Genomic DNA, 18080 nt, shown 5'->3' with positions numbered 1-18080 from the left:
CTAGGGTATCCCATTGTCCCCCAGATTCAGCAGAGAGACTTCGCGGGGTTGATCAATACCCCATACCGGTAGGGAGTAAAAGAATGAGTCAAACAGAAACACCGGCGTCGTCGCGGCGCTGGTGGGCGCTCGGCCTGATCGCCGCGGCGCAGTTCATGGTGATCATGGACACCTCGATCATCGGCGTCGCGCTGCCGAAGATGCAGACCGATCTCGGGTTCAGCCCCGGGGACCTGTCGTGGGTGTTCAACGCCTACGTGGTCGCCTTCGGCGGTCTGCTGCTGCTCGGCGGCCGGCTGTCTGACCTGCTCGGTGCCCGCCGGGTCTTCGCGGCCGGCTGGGTGGTCCTGCTGGCCGGGTCGCTGGTCGCCGGGTTCGCGGGCAGTGTCGCCGCCGAACTCACCGGCCGCGCGGTTCAGGGTGTCGGCGCGGCACTGATCGCCCCGGCGGCGCTGACGCTGCTGATGATGCTGTTCGGCGCCAACCCCAAGGAGCTGACCAAGGCGATCGCGCTGTACGGCGCGGCCGCGCCGGCCGGCGGAACGGCCGGGGTGTTCCTGGGCGGTGTGATCACCGAGTACCTGTCATGGCCGTGGGTGTTCTTCCTCAACGTCCCCATCGCGCTGGTCGCGCTGATCGCGACCCCGGCCCTGATGCCGCAGGCGCCGGCGCGGCGCGGCTCCATCGACTTCGTCGGTGCGCTGACGGTCACCCTCGGGCTCGGCGCCGGGGTGTACGCGATCGTGCGGGCACCCGAGGTCGGCTGGACCGACAGCTCGACCCTGCTCGTCGGCGCGGTCGCGATCGCATTGCTGGTGGTCTTCGTGGCCGTACAGGCGAAGCGGCGTGAGCCGTTGATGCGCCTGGGGATCTTCACCGCTCCGAATCTCGCGGCAGCCAACGTGGCGCAGCTCCTGCTGGGCGCGGCGTGGGTGCCGATGTGGTTCTTCCTGAACCTGTACCTGCAGCAGGTGCTCGGTTTGAGCGCGTTCCCGAGTGGCGCGGCGCTGTTGCCGATGACGACGTTCATCATGCTCGGCATGATCGTGGTCGCCCCGAAGGCGATCGCCGCGATCGGCCCGAAGAAGACCCTCATCAGCGGGATGACGATCCTCACCGCGGGCCTGGCAGGGTTGTCGCTGATCCGTTCCGACGGGTCGTTCTGGGCCGACGTCTTGCCCGCGTCGCTGATCGCGGCGGCGGGGATGTCGCTGGCGTTCATTCCCAGCCTCGGCATAGCGCTGTCCTCGGCACGGCCCGAGGAAGGTGGACTGGCGTCAGGCATCGTCAATACCAGCTACCAGATCGGTTCCGCGCTCGGCTTGGCGGCGATGACCGCGGTTGCCGCGGTCAACGGCGCCGACAAGCTCGGCGACCTGGCCGCGCTCACCGACGGGTACTCCGCGGCGTTCATCGGCGCGGCCGTCATCGCGGCGGTCGGTGCGGTGCTTGCCGCGATCTCCGTACGCAGCGCGCCGCCAGCTGACGCTGAGGCCACGGCGTCCGCTTCCACCGACACCCCGGCAGGCCGGTGAACTCCGTCACCAATTCCTCAGGGCCGCGCGTGCGCGGCCCTGAGGACCGGTGGCTGCGGATCACACTCAGGGTCGTCGGGATCAGCTTCCTCGCCGGCGTCTATCCGTTCATTCACCTGTGGCCGGCCGGTTTCCGCTGGCAGCCCGGGCAGTCCGAGTACGAGCAGATGATCGCAGCGATCTACGCGGTGCTCGGGATTTTCTTGATCCGCGCCGCCCGCGACCCTTTGAACCACCTGTCCCTGGTGTGGTTCACCGTGTGGTCGAGCCTGGCCCACGCCGCGGTCATGGCCGCAGCCGCAGTGAGGAACAGCCATCAGTGGGTCCATCTGATCGGCGACGTTCCGGCGCTGCTGGTCGCAGCCGCGGCACTCGCGGCGCTCGCTCCACGTCAACCGAAGGCACCACCCGGCCCCGGACAGTCCGATACCAGCAACTGGCTAGGCTTGGGTCGATGAACAGCCAGCACACCAGCACACGACGAGGGTCCACCCGGGCCCTGGTCGCCGTGGTGCTGCTGGCGGGCGTCTTCACCATGCACGGACTGACCGGCAACCACGACGCTGCCATGGCCATGACTCACCAGAAGCCACTCCCCCGCGGCGACCGGCCACCCCGAATCCGTCACGGCCCTCCCGCCTGCGCCGGACCATCACAAGGACATGGCACCCACCACGGCACACCTGAGCACCGGCGTGGCCGGCCCAGCCGCACCGTCGATGGACTCCGGTGAACCCCTGCCTGGATTGACCGCCCTGGCTGACCAGCACGGACACCTGCACTCGATGGGCGATGTCTGCCTGGCGATGCTGCTCGCACTCCTGCTCGCGCTCATCGCCGCCCTCGCACGGCGCAGCCTCACCGCCGCGCACCCGGTCGTACCGGCTGACACGACGGTTCCCGTTGCCGCAGCCTTGCCGTCGCCTCCGTGGCGCCGGCCGACCTTGTCGAAGCTCTGCATTCTGCGGACCTAGGCCGAACCCTGCCCAAACCGGGTCGTCGGCCGCTTCTGCGCGCCGCCCCGGGATTCCGCAGTCCCCGGCTTCGAAACGACAAGGACTTCAATCATGCGACACCACCTGTGGAAAATCGCTGCCCGACGGCCCTGATCGTCTTGGGCAGCCTGACTCTGGCCGCCTGCGGCGACGACACCGACAGCGGCTCCATGCCAGGCATGAACCACGGCGCACCTTCAGCCAGCAGCTCGAGCACCTCGACCGCGCCGGCCGGCGACTTCAACGACGCCGACGTCACGTTCGCCACCCAGATGATCCCGCACCACCAGCAGGCCGTGCAGATGGCCAACATGGCCGGCTATAACGCCACCACACCCGACGTGAAGAACCTCGCCACCGCGATCAAGGCCGCCCAAGACCCGGAGATCAAGACGCCCTCTGTACCCGGTGCCTGCCGTCCCTGGCCATGAAGGCAACACAGATTTCTGATCTATACGGAATACCCCTATGGGGTATATTGTTCGGTGTCGTGAGGCCGCGCTCGCCGCGGCCACACCAGTATTGGACGCTGAGAGGACTCATCATGGTGAAGGCCACCCAACCCGGCCAGGATCACCAGCACCCTGGCGACGAACAGCACCACCACGACGCGCACCAGGCGCCGACCGGCACAGCAGCCGGCTCCGCCGGACACGCTCAGCAGGCCGAGCACGGCGCGCATGCTGGGCACGGAGGTCACGGTGGGCACGACAAGCACGCGGGTCACGACCCGGAGATGTTCCGGCGCAAGTTCTGGCTCAGCCTGCTGCTGACGCTGCCGATCGTTGCCACCAGCCACATGGTGATGGACTGGTTCGGCTACACCCTGGACTTCCCCGCCATGAGCTGGGTCGGTCCGGTGCTCGGCACGTTCGTGTTCTTCTACGGCGGCTGGCCGTTCCTGGTCGGCGGCGTCCAGGAAGCGCGCGACCGGGTCCCGGGCATGATGCTGCTGATCTCGATGGCGATCACTGTCGCCTACGTCGCCTCGCTCGCTACCAGTCTCGGCGCGTTCGACCTGGACTTCTGGTGGGAACTCGCAGCACTGGTCACCATCATGCTGCTGGGCCACTGGCAGGAGATGAAGGCCATCGGCCAGGCCCAAGGAGCCCTCGCAGCCCTGGCCGCGCTGCTACCCGATGACGCAGAACGCGTCACCGGCGACGGCGTCGAGACCGTCGCCGTGTCCGACCTGCGCGTCGGCGACGTCGTACTGGTCAGGTCCGGTGCACGGGTGCCGGCCGACGGCCAGATCGTCGAGGGCGCCGCCGAGCTGGACGAGTCGATGATCACCGGTGAATCCCGGCCGGTCTCCCGGACCATCGGCGACCGCGTGGTCGCAGGCACAGTGGCGACCGATTCGGCGATCCGGGTCCGCGTCGACGCCGTCGGCGAAGACACCGCCCTGGCAGGGATCCAGCGCCTCGTCACCCAGGCCCAGCAGTCCAGCGGACGCGCCCAGGTCCTGGCCGACCGCTTCGCCGCGATGCTCTTCTACATCGCCACCGCGGCCGCGCTGATCACCTTCCTCGCCTGGTGGGCCTTCGGAACCCTCGACGAGTCCGTCGTCCGGACCGTGACCGTCCTGGTCATCGCCTGCCCGCACGCCCTCGGGCTGGCGATCCCGCTGGTGATCGCGCTGTCGACAGCGGTCGCCGCGAAGGCCGGGATCTTGGTCAAGGACCGGCTGGCGCTGGAGCGGATGCGGACCGTGAACGCCGTCCTGTTCGACAAAACAGGCACCCTGACCAAGGGCGAACACGTCGTCACCGGCATCGCCGGCGACGGGATCGACGAGGACGAGGTCCTGCGGCTGGCCGGTGCCGTCGAGGCCGACAGCGAGCACCCGCTCGCCCGGGCCATCGTCACCGCCGCCGACCAGCGTGCGGGGCGCGCCAAAGCCAGTGACTTCAAGTCGCTCACCGGACGCGGCGTGCAGGCAACGGTCGACGGCGCGACCTACGCGATCGGCGGACCCGCGCTGCTGCGGGAACTCGACGCCACCGTGCCGAGCGTCCTTCGCGACCGTGCCGAGGAGTGGTCCGGCCGCGGAGCCGCGGTGCTGTATCTACTGCAAGTTGACGGTTCGACCTCCGTCGCCGCCGGAGCGATCGCACTCGAGGACGAAGTACGGCCTGAGGCGCGGGAAGCGGTCGAACAACTGCGAGCAGCCGGTGTCGGCAAGATCGTCATGATCACCGGAGACGCCGAACCGGTCGCTCGCGCGGTGGCCGCCGATCTCGGCTTCCGCGACGGCGTCGACGAGGTGTTCGCCGAAGTGCTCCCGGCCGACAAGGACAAAGCCGTCATCGAACTGCAGGCTCGCGGCCTGACCGTGGCGATGGTCGGCGACGGCGTCAACGACGCCCCCGCCCTGGCCCGCGCCGACGTCGGTATCGCGATCGGCGCCGGCACCGACGTCGCCATCGAGTCGGCCGGAGTCGTGCTCGCCTCCTCCGACCCGCGCGGCGTCACCGGCGTGATCCGCCTGTCCAAGGCGTCGTACCGCAAGATGATCCAGAACCTCGCCTGGGCCGCCGGCTACAACGTCATCGCCATCCCACTCGCCGCCGGCGCTCTCGCCTGGGCCGGAATCAGCCTCAGCCCTGCCGTCGGCGCCGTCTTGATGTCAGCCTCCACCATCGTCGTCGCCGCCAACGCCCAACTCCTGCGCCGGGTCCGCCTCACACCGGACCGCTGACCGCGCAGACCAACTCCCAACACCGATTAATTCAGGAGAGGAACCACTATGTGCACCGACTGCAGCTGCAGCACCGTCAACATCGAGACCGCCCCGCCGACCACTGAGGACACCACCGCCACGACCTACAACGTCGTCGGCATGACCTGCAGCGGTTGCGCCAGCTCGGTCAGCACCAGCATCGGCAAACTCGACGGTGTCACCTCCGTCGACGTCGACGTCACCACCGGAACGGTCGCCGTTCACACGAGCACCCCGCTGACCGACGACCAGATCCGCACCGCCGTCGAAGACGCCGGCTACACGATGGCGACCGCCTGACCACGCACGCCCTACCCGACGGCCCGGCTTGCGCACCCGCGCAGCCGGGCCGCTGTACGTCCCCAGCTAGTCGAACGGACAACACGCTGTTAGCAAGTCGTCGAAGCATCAGTCGAACGCTCTATCAGGAAGGTCGACGAGGTTAGCGGTCGCCTAGCAGGGTGTACTAAATCCCACTGTCGTGAACCAGATTCTCGGCGCCGGTGCGAGTGGCCACGATCGAGCTCTGGCTCTCAGCAGCCTTCCAGGCCGTCGTACCCGATAGACGACAAACGAGGCCAGGAGTCCGACGGACAGTCTGCAAGTACGCAGAACCCAGGGTGGCTTCTTCGTTCCGAACGCCAGCTTCAAGGCTGTCGTGGACCGAGGATCCTTCTCGCTGCCCGCGACTTGCCTGCCAAGCGCCGAAGAACCCCGCCTGAAAACCAGCTGGTTCCTCGATCACAGTTGACACACAGACAGTGCAGCTGCGTGATCAGCCTTACCCACCAGCTTCATTCGACTGCCGGTCGCCGCAGGCGCAGTCGCCTTGATCGCGATCACCAGGCGTCACCGTTAGCGGACCGAGCCGGCCTTCAAGGGCGATGTTCTCGCGATCCAGTGCCTCGGCAAGTGTGACGCTCGGATCGGCCATGATGTGTGGGTGATGCACCTGCGACTGATCCTTCCGCCCGACCGCACAGATCTGGTCGTGGACTCGCTGGTGGCCGACGAGCGGACGACCAACATCGTCGTACTGCCTGCCGCGGCCAAGCGCCCGGCAGGCGACGTCGTGCACTGCGACGTCACGCGGGAGGCCACCTCCGACATCCTCGAGTGGCTCAAAGGGCAAGGCGTCTACGAGGACGGAGCCGTCGCCCTGTCCACCGTCGACGCATCGCCTTCCCGCAACGCCCGGGAGACCGAGCACGCAGCACCCGGCGCCCCTGACGACGCGGTCGTGTGGGACGCCGTGGTCGACCAGGGGTACGCCGAAGCGCGTGGCTCCTGGGCGTTCTACGCGTTCCTGACCCTCGCGACGATGATCGCGGCGATCGCTGTCATCACCGACTCGGCCATCCTCGTGGTCGGCGCGATGGTCGTAGGGCCGGAGTTCGGAGTAGTGGCCGCCCTGGCGCTCGGTCTCGCGCTGGGAAGGGTGCGACTCACTTCGCAGGCCTTCCTTCTGCTGGCCAAAGGATTCCTGCTGGCGATCGTCCTGACCACGCTGGCCGCGCTCCTGGCCCGAGCCGTCGGGTGGGTCGACACGGGTGACGTCACGGCTGCTCGCCCGCTCACCGGCTTCATCTGGCGTCCCGACAAGTGGTCGGCAGTCGTCGCCGTCCTGGCCGGCTGCGCCGGCGTACTGTCACAAACTGCGGGCCGCTCGAACGCCCTGGTCGGTGTCTTCATCTCCGTCACCACCGTCCCGGCCGCCGGTGACCTCGCGCTCTCGGTCGCGCTCTGGGCACCGCACCAGATCGGTGGCTCCGCAGCCCAACTGGGGATCAACCTCGCCGGAATGACGATTGCGGGAGTCGCGACACTTGTCCTTCAACGATTCGTCTGGCGATGGCTGATCAGCCGCAAGGCGCCGTCTCGCCGACGGAGAGCCCGAACTCACCTTCCCGACTGAATCCCCGGCAGAACGGAGCTGGGGTCAGCCGACACCAGTTGCCGCGCCACACTCGGCGTTCGACACGATGCAACGCAGCAGAGGTCGGCGAACACTGCTCAGGGTGCGTCGAGATCGCGATGCTCGAAGGGGCTGCGGCCGGCGAGGGCGAGGACCGCCGATAGATGTCGGAACGATCAGCGGAACAGTCTCCAGTCGCGCGAGTGACATCACCGTCAGATGACTGAACGGTGACAGATCCGCGACCAACGACGGCAGGTCGAGCAATGAGCCGAACATGCCGAAGAGGAACGCGCAACAAGCCGATCGCCCAACCCGGTACGGACACTCGCTGCTGCCGGAGCAGCGGCCACCATCGCAGTTCGACGAACGGACACAGTTCACCGCGGCCGAGGCCCGGTCCTCAAGGCCGCCATGCCGTTCATCGCGAAGTAGGAGGAGCAACTCATGACGGACACGACGCGTGACCTGATCCACGGCAACGCTTCCGCAGTACCGGCCGGAGTGGCAATCGGTGCACGGAAGAGCGGTTTCAACATGGCCGGCGCCAAGGACTTCAAGAACGACATCGAGGTCCTGACTACGCTCTCGCGCTGGAGTCCTGCGTGAACCAACGTCCTGACCGCCGTCGCGCCGTTCCTGGTCGACCCAGCCACGGTCGTCGCCGCCACTACCTACTGACCTGAGGGCGGTCCCGGCGCTCGGTGAGAGAGCGCCGGGAGCACCAACCGAACAAGCCGCCGAGAGTTCCCTCGCAGCCCGATCCGGTCCCCGGCAAGCCGACAAGATTCCGGCAGTTCTCGGGTGAGTCCGATCTACGGTGCGTCTAGGTCACGGCGCTGGAAGAGCGTTCGGCCGAGGAGGCCCAGGGCCAGGGCGATCGCGGTGATGATGACCAGCGGTGCGGCCTCCAGACCGGCCAGCGGCATCACTGTCAGGTGGTTGAACGGCGACAGGTTCGCGACCAGTGACGGCAGGTCGAGCAGCGCGCCGAACATGCCGAAGAAGAAGGCGTACCCGACGAGCAGCCAGGCCCAGACCGCCAAGCCGGGGCGGAGGCCGAACAACGCCGCCGCGAGACCGATGACCACCAGCACGGGCGGAAGGAACGCGAGCGTCGCGAGCAGCACCTCGCCGACGACTCCCGGGCCGGCCGCACCGCTGACCGCGCCGAGACCGACGCCGAGACCGCTGACCAGGAGCAGGAAGATCGAAGCGAGGACCGTGAACCCGGTCCAGGCAGAGATCCACCGCCGGCGGCTCACCGCGGTCGCGAGCACCGCTTCGGTGTGCCCGGTCCGCTCCTCCGATCGCAGCCGCAGTACCGAGGTGACGGCGAACGCCGCGATCATCAACGCGAAGAACAAGGCCATCGTGGAGTAGAAGCCGTCGGTCGGGTCGAGTCCGTTGCGGGCGAACACCTCCGCCATCGTCGGGTTCTCCGCCGCCGCGTCGGTCACCGAGTCGCTCAGCGAGCCGGTCGCGACCGCGAACACGAACAAGCCGGCCGCCCAGCCGATCACCGACGCCCGCTGCTGCCGTACGGCGAGCCCGAACGGCGTCGACAACGACGCGGCAGCGTCGGGGCGTCCGAGTCGCGCGGGAATCAGTCCCGCGCCGACATCGCGTCGTCCCGCCAGAGCACGAGCAACGGCCACCGTGGCGACCAGGACACCGACCGGCAACAGCAGCGGCCACCAGCGCAGGTCAACGAACGGGCGGGTCTGCTGGATCCAGGCCAGCGGCGAGAACCACGAGACCACGCTGCCACCCGGCTGCGCGGCATCGCCGACAGCCCGGACCAGGAAGGCCGCGCCGAGCACCACCATCGCCAGGCCGGCTGCCGACCGGGCGCGCTCGGTGAGCTGCGCGGTCACCGTCGCGACGCCGGCGAACGCCAGTCCGGTCAGCCCGAGACCGATGCCGACGGCAACCGAGTTCGTCACGCCGAGTCCACCGCTCATCATCGCCGGCACCGTCAGTGCGGCGACCCCGAGGTTCGCCACGACAGCAACCAGCAACGCCGACACCGGTGCGGCGTGCCGGCCGACCACCGCCGACCTGATCAGCTCGGCGCGGCCGGTCTCCTCCTCGGCCCGCGTGTGGCGGACGACGAGGAAGATGCTCATCATCGCAGCCGGGATCGCCAGCCACAGCACCATCTCGTTGGTGATCATCGCGCCGAGGGTGTAGTCGTCCAGGCCGTAGCCGGGTCCGGACATCATCGTTGCCGCCGGCGACTTCATCAGGTCGGCCCGGACCTGCCGCTCGGCGGGCGTCGAGTAGACGGTGGGCAACGCCGAGACGGCGTACAGCATGCCCAGGCCGATCGCGCCGATCCAGATCGGCAGCTTGACGCGGTCCCGGCGGAGCGCGAACCGGACCAGGTCGCCGGTGGCGGTCAGGCTCTCGAAGCGTGAGGTCATGCCGGCACCTCCACGGCGGCCGGCTGGTCGCCGTACTGGCGCAGGAACAGCTGCTCCAGCGACGGCGGCACGCTGTTCAGGCTCTGTACGCCGAGGGCGCCGAGCGCCTGAACGGTCCCGGCCATCTGGTCGTGGTCGACGTCGAAGGTGACGACCTCGTCATCGATCCGCAGGTCGTGCACCCCTGGCAGCGCGGACAACGACGCCGGGGAGCCGGTGACGGTGGCGGTGATGGTCGTGCGGGTGAGATGGCGCAGCTCGGCGAGCGTGCCGGTCTGGACGGCGCGGCCGGCCCGGATGATCGTCACCGTGTCGCACAGCTTCTCGACCTCGGCGAGGATGTGGCTCGACAGCAGCACCGACCGTCCGGCCGCCTTCGCCTCCCCAATGCAATCCTGGAACACGGTCTCCATCAGCGGGTCGAGCCCGGACGTCGGCTCGTCGAGTACGAGCAATTCCACGTCGGTGGCGAGCGCGGCAACCAGGGCGACCTTCTGCCGGTTGCCCTTGCTGTACGTGCGGCCCTTCTTGGTCGGGTCGAGCTCGAAGCGTTCGAGCAGCTCCGCCTTGCGAGCCTTGTCCGCGCCACCGCGCAGGCGGCAGAGCAGGTCGATCGCCTCGCCGCCGGTCAGGTTCGGCCACAGGCTCACATCGCCGGGAACATAGGCGAGCCGCCGGTGCAGCTCGACAGCGTCGTCCCACGGGTGCCGGCCGAGGACCTCGACCGTGCCGCCGTCCGCCCGCAGCAGACCGAGCAGGACCCGGATGGTGGTCGACTTCCCTGCGCCGTTCGGGCCGAGGAACCCGGCCACCTGGCCGGTGGGGACGGTCAGGTCGAGCCCGTCGAGAGCCTTCACCTGACCGAAGGACTTGTGCAGTTGCCGGATGTTCAGGGCAGCGCTCATCGCTGATCCTCATTCTGGTGGTCCGGACAGATCCGGTGTGATGTCGTCGTGAGGGGCGTCCCAGGCCGGGACGCGTGTCCGCTACGGAGTCGCGGGCCCGCCGGGCGGATCGGGGACGTACATCAGGTACTCGTCCAGCATCGTCCGGTCAACGAACAGGCCCTCGGTGAACAACTCGAGCGCGGGCAGCGTGATCTGGTCGGAGATCTCCCGCAGGGCCGAGCGGAAGTCGTCGAGCGACACCGCCCCGGGACGCAGCGAGATCCACAGCATCAGCGATCCCATGTTCTGGTAGGTCAGGTACTTCGCCCTCGCCGCCGGATTCCGGCTCGGCCGAAAGGTCCCTGCGGCCACACCGGCGGCCAGGTACTCCTCGGCATCCCGGACCATCTGGCGGACGAAGGCGGTCGCCAGGTCTCCACCAGCCTGGAGACTCCGTACGGCATACAGCGCGAACGGCCCGTACTGCTCGACCTCGGCCAGCTGCGCGAGCACGCCGGCCGCACTCGACGCCGTTGCCGCGCGCAACTTCTCCGAGCGGATCACTCCCAGCACGTAGTCGTCACAGGCCCGCCGCAGACCGTCCTTCGAGCCGAAGTGGTGAACCACGAGGCCGGCGGTCACCCCGGCATCGGAGGCGACCGCGCGCAGCGAGGCCGCGAAGCCGTCCCGGCCGAACCGCGCCACCGCGGCGTCCCGGATCCGCTCGCCGGTCACTCCACCGGGAGTGGGGACGGAGGCTTCGGTTGAACGCATGTTCAATGCTAAACACGTGTTCAATCCCCGCGCAAGTCGCCAGGCTGGCGGATCAGAATGTTAGTCGCTAACATTCTGTTCGTGGTCACCAAGCTGATGCGAACACGCGCCCGGCTGCTCGCAGCGGCGCTGGAACTGTTCGCCGCGCAGGGGTTCGACGAGACGACGGCAGCACAGATCGCCGACCGGGCCGGAGTGACCCAGATGACCTTCTTCCGGCACTTCCCCACCAAGGCCGCCGTCCTGATCGGCGATCCGTACGATCCCGTGATCGGCGAGATGATCCGGAGCGAACCTCCCGGCGCCGACCCGATCACCCGCGCCGCCCGCGGCGTACGGAAGGCCTGGCGGGAGCTGCCGCCACCGGCCGCCGAAGAGGTCCGGCTCCGGGTGCGGATCGTCGCCCGGACGCCGTCGCTACGTGCCGATCTCGCTGCCGGCACAGCGGCCACCGAGACAGCCGTCACCGAGGCGCTGACGGATCTCGGCACCGATCCACGCGAAGCGGCCGTCGCCGCCGGGGCCGTCGTGGGTGCGCTCAACGCCGCCCTGCTCACCTGGAGCCAGACCGGCGACGACCTCGGCGTGGCGATCAACGCAGCCCTCGACACCCTCGAGCAACGCCATGACTGAGTACGCCGTCCAAGCCCGCGGCCTGGTCCGGGTCTTCGACGACGGCACCGGCGTCCGCGGCGCCGATCTGTTCGTCTCCCCCGGCGAGATCCACGCACTGGTCGGCCTCAACGGCGCCGGGAAGTCCACCCTCATGCGCCTCCTGCTCGGCATGCTCAAGCCAACCAGCGGCAGCATCACCATCGCCGGCCGCGGCCTGGAGCACGCGGACTGGTCGGCCGTCGGCCACCTCGTCGAGTACCCGCTCGCCTACCGCGAACTGACCTGCCGCCAGAACCTCGCCCTCGGCGCCCGCCTCCACGGCGTACCGGCGCACCGCGTCCCGGTGATGACCGCGGCGGTCATCACCGAGCTCCACCTGGACCAGTACACCGACCGCAGGAGTGGGAAGCTGTCTCTCGGCAACCGCCAGCGTCTCGGCCTCGCCTCCGCTCTGCAGCACGATCCGCGACTGCTGGTGCTCGACGAGCCCACCAACTCGCTCGACCCCTCCGGCGTTCTCCTGCTTCGCGAGGCACTGATCCGCCGGGCCGCCGACGGTGCCGGCATCCTGGTCAGCAGCCATCACCTCGACGAGGTCGCCCGGGTCGCCGACCGCATCTCGATCCTCAACGCCGGCCGCGTGATCGGCACCCTCGATCCGCACGAGCAGGATCTCGAACGCACCTTCTTCGACCAGCTCCTCGCCGACGACCGATCCGACGACAGGGCCACCGCGTGAACGCCGCGCTGACCACCGAGGCCGTCAAGTTCCGGCACGCCACCGTCGTGCGGGCGAGCACGCTGCTGATGGTGCTCGGCATCGCTGTGATCTGCTCCTCGTTCCAGCTCGCCGCCGGTACCGACGACCCGCAACTCGCCGCGAAGCTCGGTCCGCTGATCGACCCGGGCGGCTGGAACGGCTACCTGGCGACAGCTGCGCAGGTCACCGGCGCGGCAGGCCTGCTGGCGCAGGGCGTCGTGGTCAGCTGGTTGTTCGGCCGCGAGTTCGCCGACGGTACGATCACCGCCCTGTTCGCCCTCCCCGTCCCTCGGCGTTCCCTCGCCGCCGCGAAACTCGTCATCTACCTGGCGTGGTCCGCGTGCGCGAGTTGCGCGCTGCTCGTTGCCCTCGTCGTCCTCGGGTTCACGGCGGGCCTCGGCGCGATCCCCGGCGACGCCGTACCGGACCTCGGCCGGCAACTTGCCCTGTCCGTGCTCACCGGCGCGATCGCCGTACCGGCCGCCTGGGCGACCACTGCGGCGCGATCCGTCCTGGCCGGGATCGCGACCACGATCGGCATCGTCGTCCTGTCCCAGCTCAGCGCCGTCGCCGGTGCCGGCGGCTGGTTCCCGTTCGCCGCACCAGCCCTCTGGGCGATCAGCGCAGGGACCGAGGTCTCCGCGGTCCAGCTCCTGCTCGTCGTACCGGTCGTGCTCAGTGCCGCAGCACTCGCCGTCCTCAGCTGGCACCGCCTGCAGCTCGATCGCTGACGATCTTCGGGTGGCTGCACTTTGTGTGAAAGTTGTTCCCACCCGAACCAGCTGTCCGCCGGCATTGACCAGCCCGGCTGACAACAGATCGGGAGGGTGCCTTCCAGAGCATTCACCGCCCGGCGGTTCGGCGGGCGCGGGCCAGCCATCCGAGCGTGACGGCGATCAGACCCACCAGTACGGCGACGTAGGCGCCGCCCAGCCCGTTGCCGGTGCCGAGACCACCGTCGGCGGTGGCTGCGATCGATCCCCCGACGACCACGGCGACCAGACCCGCCCCGAGAGCTGCGACGGCCCCGTTCCGCCGGGTCCAGTTGCCGATGTGACCCTTGCCAGTGGTGCGGGTCAAGGCCAGGCCACCACTGACCGCGCCGAGGAGTCCGACCACCGCGGCCAACGAGGCTCCGACGCGGCCGACGCTCAAGGTGTAGAAGCTTGCGGCGGCCGGCTGGACAGCGGGGGCCGCAGCCGCGGGTTCGGCGAGCATCAGACCGCTGATCAGGACGGCCCCTGCCACGGTAAGCACAGTGCGGACTGACATGACGTGCTCCTTCTTCTGACGGAACTGGATCACCCGAGCATGTCCGCCCGAGCCGCCTCGGTCGTCCGACGGATGCAGACACTTCGCACTACCGCGAATGCAGCAGGGGCCGCGTACGTACTGCCTCCGTGGTAGCCGATCGCTCATCCGCGGGCTGGACTTGCCCGAGGCCGCAGCCGACTAGGGTGCTCGCATGGGCACAAGGTGGTCCGGTGCGAGGGACTGGGCGATCGCAGTCGGCATGGCTGCGACGTTGTTGATCACCGGCCTGTCCGAACAGCACTCCGGCATGGACTTCGCTCTGCTCGGCTACACACTGCTGGCGGCCGGCGGCCTGGCGCTCGTCTGGCGCCGCCGGGCTCCGGTTCCCGTCCTGGCCGCCACCGGGCTGTGCGCGCTGGGATACCAGGCGGCCGGTCTCGACGTGCCCGCCGTCGCGTTCCTGTTCGCGGTGTACGCGGCGGTGCGGGAGGGACACCGCACCGCCGGCGTGGTGGCGAGCGTGGCTGTGTTGGCGGCGCTCCCCGTCGCCGCCCTGGCCTCGGGCGTGCATGGGACGGGCGAGGCGTTCGCGCAGGCCCGCGGCGCCCTGGAGATCGCGTGGCTCATCGCCGCGGGAGCCGCGGGAGAAGCGTTGCGGCAGGCCGAGCGGCGGGCGGACGAAGCCGAGCGCACCCGGGAGGAGACCGCGCGGCACCGCGCCGACGAAGAGCGTCTGCACATCGCGCGGGAGCTGCACGATTCGCTTACCCACCAGATCTCGGTCATCAAGGTACAGTCCGAAGTCGCCGTCCACCTGGCGCGCAAGCGCGGCGAACCGGTACCGGACGCCCTGCTGGCGATCAGGGAGGCCGGTCGGGAGGCAACCCGGGAACTGCGGGCCACCCTGGAGGCGCTACGCGACGACGACAAGAACCCGCCGCGCGGGCTCGACCAGGTCCCGGAGCTGGTGGCGCGGTTCCGCCTCACCGGCACGGACACAAGTCTGGCGATCGAAGGACAGCGACACCGCGTACCGGCCGCGGTGGGCCGGACCGTCTACCGGATCGTTCAGGAGTCGCTCACCAACATCGCCCGTCACGCGGACGCCGCCACAGCATCGGTCCGGATCGACTGCGGCCCGGACGTCCTCGCGATCCACATCGAGGACGACGGCAAGGCCGCGACCGACACCGCCCCGACGCTCGGCGTCGGACTGCTCGGCATGCGCGAACGCGTCACGGCCCTCGGTGGCCGGCTGCGCGCGGAGCCACGGGAGCAGGGCGGCTTCACCGTCCGGGCCGAGCTCCCCGTGGAGCAGCTGTCATGATCCGTGTCCTGCTGGTCGACGACCAGCCCCTCATCCGCAGCGGTTTCCGCGCGCTCCTCGATCTCGAGGACGACATCGAGGTGGTGGCGGAGGCCGCCGACGGACAGGAGGGGCTGGCGCTGGCCAGGGAACATCTGCCCGATGTCGCGCTCATCGACATTCAGATGCCGGTCGTCGACGGCATCGAGGCGACCCGGCGCATCGCCGCGGACCCGGATCTGGCCAGGGTGCACGTGGTCATCCTGACCAACTACGGCCTGGACGAGTACGTCTACAACGCATTGCGCGCCGGCGCGGCCGGTTTCCTCGTCAAGGACATCGTGCCGGAGGACTTCTTGCACGCCGTACGCGTCGCCGCGCGGGGTGACGCCCTGCTCGCACCCTCGATCACCCGCAAGCTCATCACCAGATACGTCACCCAACCGCTCAACCCCGGTGCCAGGACTGTGCTCGAAGAGCTGACCAACCGCGAACGCGAGGCAGTTGTCCTGGTCGCCCAGGGCCTGACCAACGACCAGGTCGCCGAGCGCATGGTGATCAGCCCGACGACCGCGAAGACCCACATCAACCGGGCCATGACCAAGCTCCACGCCCGCGACCGCGCCCAGCTCGTGGTCCTCGCCTACGAATCCGGTCTGGTCAGCCCGCACAACCCCTGACATCCACGCCGCGGATCCAGCGCGGCCGCTGAGCGATCCTCATCCTCCGCGGCGAAAGCCACGGGCGTACGGCGGGCAGACGCCTCCCAGCGATCGCGCAGATGGTCAGGCCAGACAGAGGCCGGCTCCGACCAGGACGCTTTACGTAGCGCCGGCCACCAGGAGCACCCGGTCGCGGAAGAGGTCGTGTTCGGGGAGTTCTCCTCGGCCGGTGGAGATGAGGAAGTCGTAGCGGAGCAGCGCGGTGAGGAAGGGGAGGAACGAGACGGCCAGGAGCTGGCGGATGATGTCGTGGCCCAGGTACTGGAAGGCCCACAGCCCCGTATGAGAGTGACGGGCCCAGCAGGGTGACCGTCGTGAGCTGGTCCAACCAGGCTGTTGAGTGCGCCGCCAGGACCGGGCGGCTGCGGGCATCGGTCGTGGTGGAGCCGCGTTCGGCTCGGCATTTGCCGGAGACGAGAAAGAGGGCGCCGAAGAGCGAGACGAGGAGGCCGACGGCGGCGGTAGTCGCTCCCAGGCGTACGCGAGGGGTGGGCTGACAGCACCGGAGGCAACGAGCCGGTGTTGCTTGCGGGAATCGCGACGGCCGCGACGGTGGCTCGGAGCAACGACTGCGGTTGGTCGATGACACCGGCCGCGGCGGACGCGGCGTACAGCATCACCGCCTTGTGCCACTGCTGCGGACGACTCAGGCGAAGCAGCGCGCGGCCGGGGCCGACCGGCGCGACGACGGCGGGCGGGTTGCGGAGGTCGGTCATCGGGTCACCACGTAGAAGAAGTCGCGCTGGTCGTCGATCAGGTACCGGTCGATCGGCGACTGCATCGACGGCAACAGGCGTCGCCCGGCCACGGTCCCGTCGGCGCTCGGCTGCTCGGTGGTGAAGCTGACCATCGCCGCGTGGATGTCGAGCTCCATGCCCTGCTGGATTCCGGCCTGCTGCATCGCCGAGGCCAGACTCGCCAGCGGCAGCCCTTGCCCGGCGACGTAGATGAGGTTGCCCTTGGCATCGGTCCCGAGCCCGGACCGCCAGGTCTACTGGAACTGGCTCCGCACGCTCCCCCACCGCCCCTGCGCGTTCAGGGTCAATCCGTCGACCAGGCGTCCACCGGTGACGACCAGATCGAGGTTCTGCCGTACGGCGACCACGTCGGACGTCATCTTCACGTCCCGCGGCAACAAGGCTGCGGCGGCGGTCACCGGCAAGTGCGCCGGATCAGGCCGGAACCACGAGGTCCACACCAGCGGACGCCCCTGTGCATCCGTCCGCGCGGCCGCCCACAGACCCTCGTGCGGTAAAGCACTCACCCCGGAGAGCGTTCCGACCTTCGGCAGCCCGGCTGATCCACCAGCGACCGGAGTCGGCGCCGGCACGGCCGGCATGTCCTGCGGTGCACCACTCGCAGGCGGCGCCTGCCGCGAGTACTTTTACGTCTCGACCGCGTCGATCACACCGCCACCACCGTGGTCCCGAACCCACTCCACGAGACGCTCGCCGTGATCTGGAGCGGGATCGATCGGAAGACGGGCGTCGTCGACTGCAGCCACCAGATCCAGCGTCTCCGCAGGCAGGGTCTGGTATGGCGGGAAGTGAAGACGGCGGCCGGTGAACGCTTCTCATTCTGCCGGGCTGGGCGCTGGAGGTGGTCAACGCCCGATGGACTCCGGAGACGCCGCCAGACGCGCCACTGTTCCCGGCCTCCAACGGCGGCTTCCGGGATCCGCACAACGTGCAAAGCGCGCTACGGAGGGCGCGTCCGCCGGTCGGTAACCGGCGTCGAGCCGAGTTGGGGAAGAGCCTGAAGGCCTTCCGGCGCGCGGCTGAGAAGACGCAGAACGAGGTCGTGGCAGTTGGGTGACCTCACACAAGTTCCGGAAGTCAGTTGGGGCCATTTCTTCCATGGCCACCAGGGCATAAGCCCAGTTCAGAGAGCCGACGAGGGGACTCGAACCCCTAACCACCGCTTTCTCGTGCCAGGCTTGTCAACCGTGGTCGACGACGCTCGTTGCTGGTCGTGACCTGCAGGTATGAGTATTGAGGCATGCGGTCGGTAGTCATAAGTCGCGGCTGTTTGCCGTTGAAAGCGGTGAGTTATCCGGTGAGTGCATCAGCCCCCGGGGTTGCACCAACCTCACGAGCGAACCGGGTGTTCGAGCACGATTGCGCTCAGCTGGAAGTTTGAGAGCCGGAGGCAACGACCTCGACACCGTTG

At 68.9% G+C, this 18080-nt stretch carries 19 protein-coding genes; 13 read left to right on the top strand and 6 right to left on the bottom strand.

All coding sequences use genetic code 11. From position 1 onward, the window contains the following. Window positions 1-83: 83 nt before the first annotated feature. The 8 genes from ACLQ2O_RS30205 (at window position 84) to ACLQ2O_RS30170 (ending at window position 7776) form a co-directional block, all read left to right on the top strand. On the top strand, window positions 84-1535 hold the full coding sequence (locus ACLQ2O_RS30205; RefSeq protein WP_425837987.1) for an MFS transporter: 1452 nt from the start codon (window positions 84-86) through the stop codon (window positions 1533-1535). Further along, the gene (locus tag ACLQ2O_RS30200) at window positions 1532-1993 is read left to right on the top strand and encodes a DUF6632 domain-containing protein (protein WP_425837984.1); all 462 of its coding nucleotides are present in this window, start codon (window positions 1532-1534) and stop codon (window positions 1991-1993) included. The genes ACLQ2O_RS30205 and ACLQ2O_RS30200 overlap by 4 nt, the downstream gene beginning before the upstream one ends. 204 nt (window positions 1994-2197) lie before the next feature. Next, window positions 2198-2509, top strand: coding sequence for a hypothetical protein (locus ACLQ2O_RS30195; protein ID WP_425837981.1), 312 nt, complete (start codon window positions 2198-2200; stop codon window positions 2507-2509). Then, window positions 2464-2961: a DUF305 domain-containing protein gene (locus tag ACLQ2O_RS30190; RefSeq protein WP_425837978.1), complete on the top strand. Its 498-nt coding sequence runs from the start codon at window positions 2464-2466 to the stop codon at window positions 2959-2961. The genes ACLQ2O_RS30195 and ACLQ2O_RS30190 overlap by 46 nt, the downstream gene beginning before the upstream one ends. 113 nt (window positions 2962-3074) lie before the next feature. Beyond that, on the top strand, window positions 3075-5231 hold the full coding sequence (locus tag ACLQ2O_RS30185; RefSeq protein WP_425837975.1) for a heavy metal translocating P-type ATPase: 2157 nt from the start codon (window positions 3075-3077) through the stop codon (window positions 5229-5231). 48 nt (window positions 5232-5279) lie between these two features. Further along, window positions 5280-5552: a heavy-metal-associated domain-containing protein gene (locus tag ACLQ2O_RS30180; RefSeq protein ID WP_425837972.1), complete on the top strand. Its 273-nt coding sequence runs from the start codon at window positions 5280-5282 to the stop codon at window positions 5550-5552. Between the two features lie 646 nt (window positions 5553-6198). Further along, on the top strand, window positions 6199-7167 hold the full coding sequence (locus ACLQ2O_RS30175) for a DUF389 domain-containing protein (protein ID WP_425839117.1): 969 nt from the start codon (window positions 6199-6201) through the stop codon (window positions 7165-7167). 447 nt (window positions 7168-7614) lie between these two features. Further along, complete coding sequence (locus ACLQ2O_RS30170) at window positions 7615-7776, top strand: hypothetical protein (protein ID WP_425837970.1); 162 nt, start codon at window positions 7615-7617, stop codon at window positions 7774-7776. Window positions 7777-7982: 206 nt separating this feature from the next. Here the strand turns inward: ACLQ2O_RS30170 and ACLQ2O_RS30165 are convergent, their stop codons facing one another. The 3 genes from ACLQ2O_RS30165 to ACLQ2O_RS30155 all read right to left on the bottom strand — a co-directional run bounded on the left by ACLQ2O_RS30165 (window position 7983) and on the right by ACLQ2O_RS30155 (window position 11254). After that, the gene (locus ACLQ2O_RS30165) at window positions 7983-9593 is read right to left on the bottom strand and encodes an ABC transporter permease (RefSeq protein WP_425837967.1); all 1611 of its coding nucleotides are present in this window, start codon (window positions 9591-9593) and stop codon (window positions 7983-7985) included. After that, window positions 9590-10498: an ATP-binding cassette domain-containing protein gene (locus tag ACLQ2O_RS30160; protein ID WP_425837964.1), complete on the bottom strand. Its 909-nt coding sequence runs from the start codon at window positions 10496-10498 to the stop codon at window positions 9590-9592. The genes ACLQ2O_RS30165 and ACLQ2O_RS30160 overlap by 4 nt, the downstream gene beginning before the upstream one ends. A gap of 81 nt (window positions 10499-10579) precedes the next feature. Further along, window positions 10580-11254 (bottom strand): TetR family transcriptional regulator, encoded by a 675-nt coding sequence (locus ACLQ2O_RS30155; protein WP_425837961.1) that lies wholly within the window; start codon window positions 11252-11254, stop codon window positions 10580-10582. Window positions 11255-11335: 81 nt separating this feature from the next. Between ACLQ2O_RS30155 and ACLQ2O_RS30150 the strand changes: the two genes are divergently transcribed. Genes ACLQ2O_RS30150 through ACLQ2O_RS30140 form a run of 3 tightly spaced genes read left to right on the top strand, consistent with a single transcriptional unit; the run spans window position 11336 to window position 13360 of the window. Beyond that, window positions 11336-11887, top strand: a complete 552-nt coding sequence (locus tag ACLQ2O_RS30150) for a TetR family transcriptional regulator (RefSeq protein WP_425837958.1) — start codon at window positions 11336-11338, stop codon at window positions 11885-11887. Then, the gene (locus tag ACLQ2O_RS30145) at window positions 11880-12608 is read left to right on the top strand and encodes an ABC transporter ATP-binding protein (protein ID WP_425837955.1); all 729 of its coding nucleotides are present in this window, start codon (window positions 11880-11882) and stop codon (window positions 12606-12608) included. Before ACLQ2O_RS30150 ends, ACLQ2O_RS30145 begins: the two co-directional genes overlap by 8 nt. Continuing rightward, window positions 12605-13360, top strand: a complete 756-nt coding sequence (locus tag ACLQ2O_RS30140; RefSeq protein ID WP_425837952.1) for an ABC transporter permease — start codon at window positions 12605-12607, stop codon at window positions 13358-13360. Before ACLQ2O_RS30145 ends, ACLQ2O_RS30140 begins: the two co-directional genes overlap by 4 nt. A gap of 112 nt (window positions 13361-13472) precedes the next feature. On the opposite strand, the gene ACLQ2O_RS30135 is transcribed toward ACLQ2O_RS30140, so the two are convergent. Then, entirely contained in the window at window positions 13473-13901 is a 429-nt protein-coding gene (locus ACLQ2O_RS30135) for a DUF6223 family protein (RefSeq protein WP_425837949.1), read from the bottom strand. Between the two features lie 193 nt (window positions 13902-14094). On the opposite strand from ACLQ2O_RS30135, the gene ACLQ2O_RS30130 reads away from it, so the two are divergent. Further along, the gene (locus ACLQ2O_RS30130; RefSeq protein WP_425837946.1) at window positions 14095-15210 is read left to right on the top strand and encodes a sensor histidine kinase; all 1116 of its coding nucleotides are present in this window, start codon (window positions 14095-14097) and stop codon (window positions 15208-15210) included. Next, window positions 15207-15869, top strand: coding sequence for a response regulator (locus ACLQ2O_RS30125; RefSeq protein WP_425837944.1), 663 nt, complete (start codon window positions 15207-15209; stop codon window positions 15867-15869). Before ACLQ2O_RS30130 ends, ACLQ2O_RS30125 begins: the two co-directional genes overlap by 4 nt. Before the next feature lie 754 nt (window positions 15870-16623). Here ACLQ2O_RS30125 and ACLQ2O_RS30120 read toward each other — a convergent pair. Beyond that, window positions 16624-16812, bottom strand: a complete 189-nt coding sequence (locus tag ACLQ2O_RS30120) for a hypothetical protein (protein ID WP_425837941.1) — start codon at window positions 16810-16812, stop codon at window positions 16624-16626. Between the two features lie 90 nt (window positions 16813-16902). Continuing rightward, the gene (locus tag ACLQ2O_RS30115) at window positions 16903-17175 is read right to left on the bottom strand and encodes a hypothetical protein (protein ID WP_425837938.1); all 273 of its coding nucleotides are present in this window, start codon (window positions 17173-17175) and stop codon (window positions 16903-16905) included. Between the last annotated feature and the right edge of the window lie 905 nt (window positions 17176-18080).

Source organism: Kribbella sp. DT2 (assembly GCF_049844575.1).
GTDB lineage: Bacteria > Actinomycetota > Actinomycetes > Propionibacteriales > Kribbellaceae > Kribbella.
Note: the sequence above shows the minus strand (reverse complement) of the source record. Positions and strands in the feature narration are given on the sequence as shown.

What these genes read in the sequence shown, in the direction of transcription:
- ACLQ2O_RS30165 (WP_425837967.1), bottom strand. Translation starts at nt 9,593, where the DNA reads ATGACCTCACGCTTCGAGAGCCTGACCGCCACCGGCGACCTGGTCCGG.
- ACLQ2O_RS30205 (WP_425837987.1), top strand. Translation starts at nt 84, where the DNA reads ATGAGTCAAACAGAAACACCGGCGTCGTCGCGGCGCTGGTGGGCGCTC.
- ACLQ2O_RS30185 (WP_425837975.1), top strand. Translation starts at nt 3,075, where the DNA reads ATGGTGAAGGCCACCCAACCCGGCCAGGATCACCAGCACCCTGGCGAC.
- ACLQ2O_RS30195 (WP_425837981.1), top strand. Translation starts at nt 2,198, where the DNA reads ATGGCACCCACCACGGCACACCTGAGCACCGGCGTGGCCGGCCCAGCC.
- ACLQ2O_RS30125 (WP_425837944.1), top strand. Translation starts at nt 15,207, where the DNA reads ATGATCCGTGTCCTGCTGGTCGACGACCAGCCCCTCATCCGCAGCGGT.
- ACLQ2O_RS30135 (WP_425837949.1), bottom strand. Translation starts at nt 13,901, where the DNA reads ATGTCAGTCCGCACTGTGCTTACCGTGGCAGGGGCCGTCCTGATCAGC.
- ACLQ2O_RS30155 (WP_425837961.1), bottom strand. Translation starts at nt 11,254, where the DNA reads ATGCGTTCAACCGAAGCCTCCGTCCCCACTCCCGGTGGAGTGACCGGC.
- ACLQ2O_RS30130 (WP_425837946.1), top strand. Translation starts at nt 14,095, where the DNA reads ATGGGCACAAGGTGGTCCGGTGCGAGGGACTGGGCGATCGCAGTCGGC.
- ACLQ2O_RS30160 (WP_425837964.1), bottom strand. Translation starts at nt 10,498, where the DNA reads ATGAGCGCTGCCCTGAACATCCGGCAACTGCACAAGTCCTTCGGTCAG.
- ACLQ2O_RS30175 (WP_425839117.1), top strand. Translation starts at nt 6,199, where the DNA reads ATGCACCTGCGACTGATCCTTCCGCCCGACCGCACAGATCTGGTCGTG.
- ACLQ2O_RS30145 (WP_425837955.1), top strand. Translation starts at nt 11,880, where the DNA reads ATGACTGAGTACGCCGTCCAAGCCCGCGGCCTGGTCCGGGTCTTCGAC.
- ACLQ2O_RS30170 (WP_425837970.1), top strand. Translation starts at nt 7,615, where the DNA reads ATGACGGACACGACGCGTGACCTGATCCACGGCAACGCTTCCGCAGTA.
- ACLQ2O_RS30120 (WP_425837941.1), bottom strand. Translation starts at nt 16,812, where the DNA reads ATGCAGCAGGCCGGAATCCAGCAGGGCATGGAGCTCGACATCCACGCG.
- ACLQ2O_RS30180 (WP_425837972.1), top strand. Translation starts at nt 5,280, where the DNA reads ATGTGCACCGACTGCAGCTGCAGCACCGTCAACATCGAGACCGCCCCG.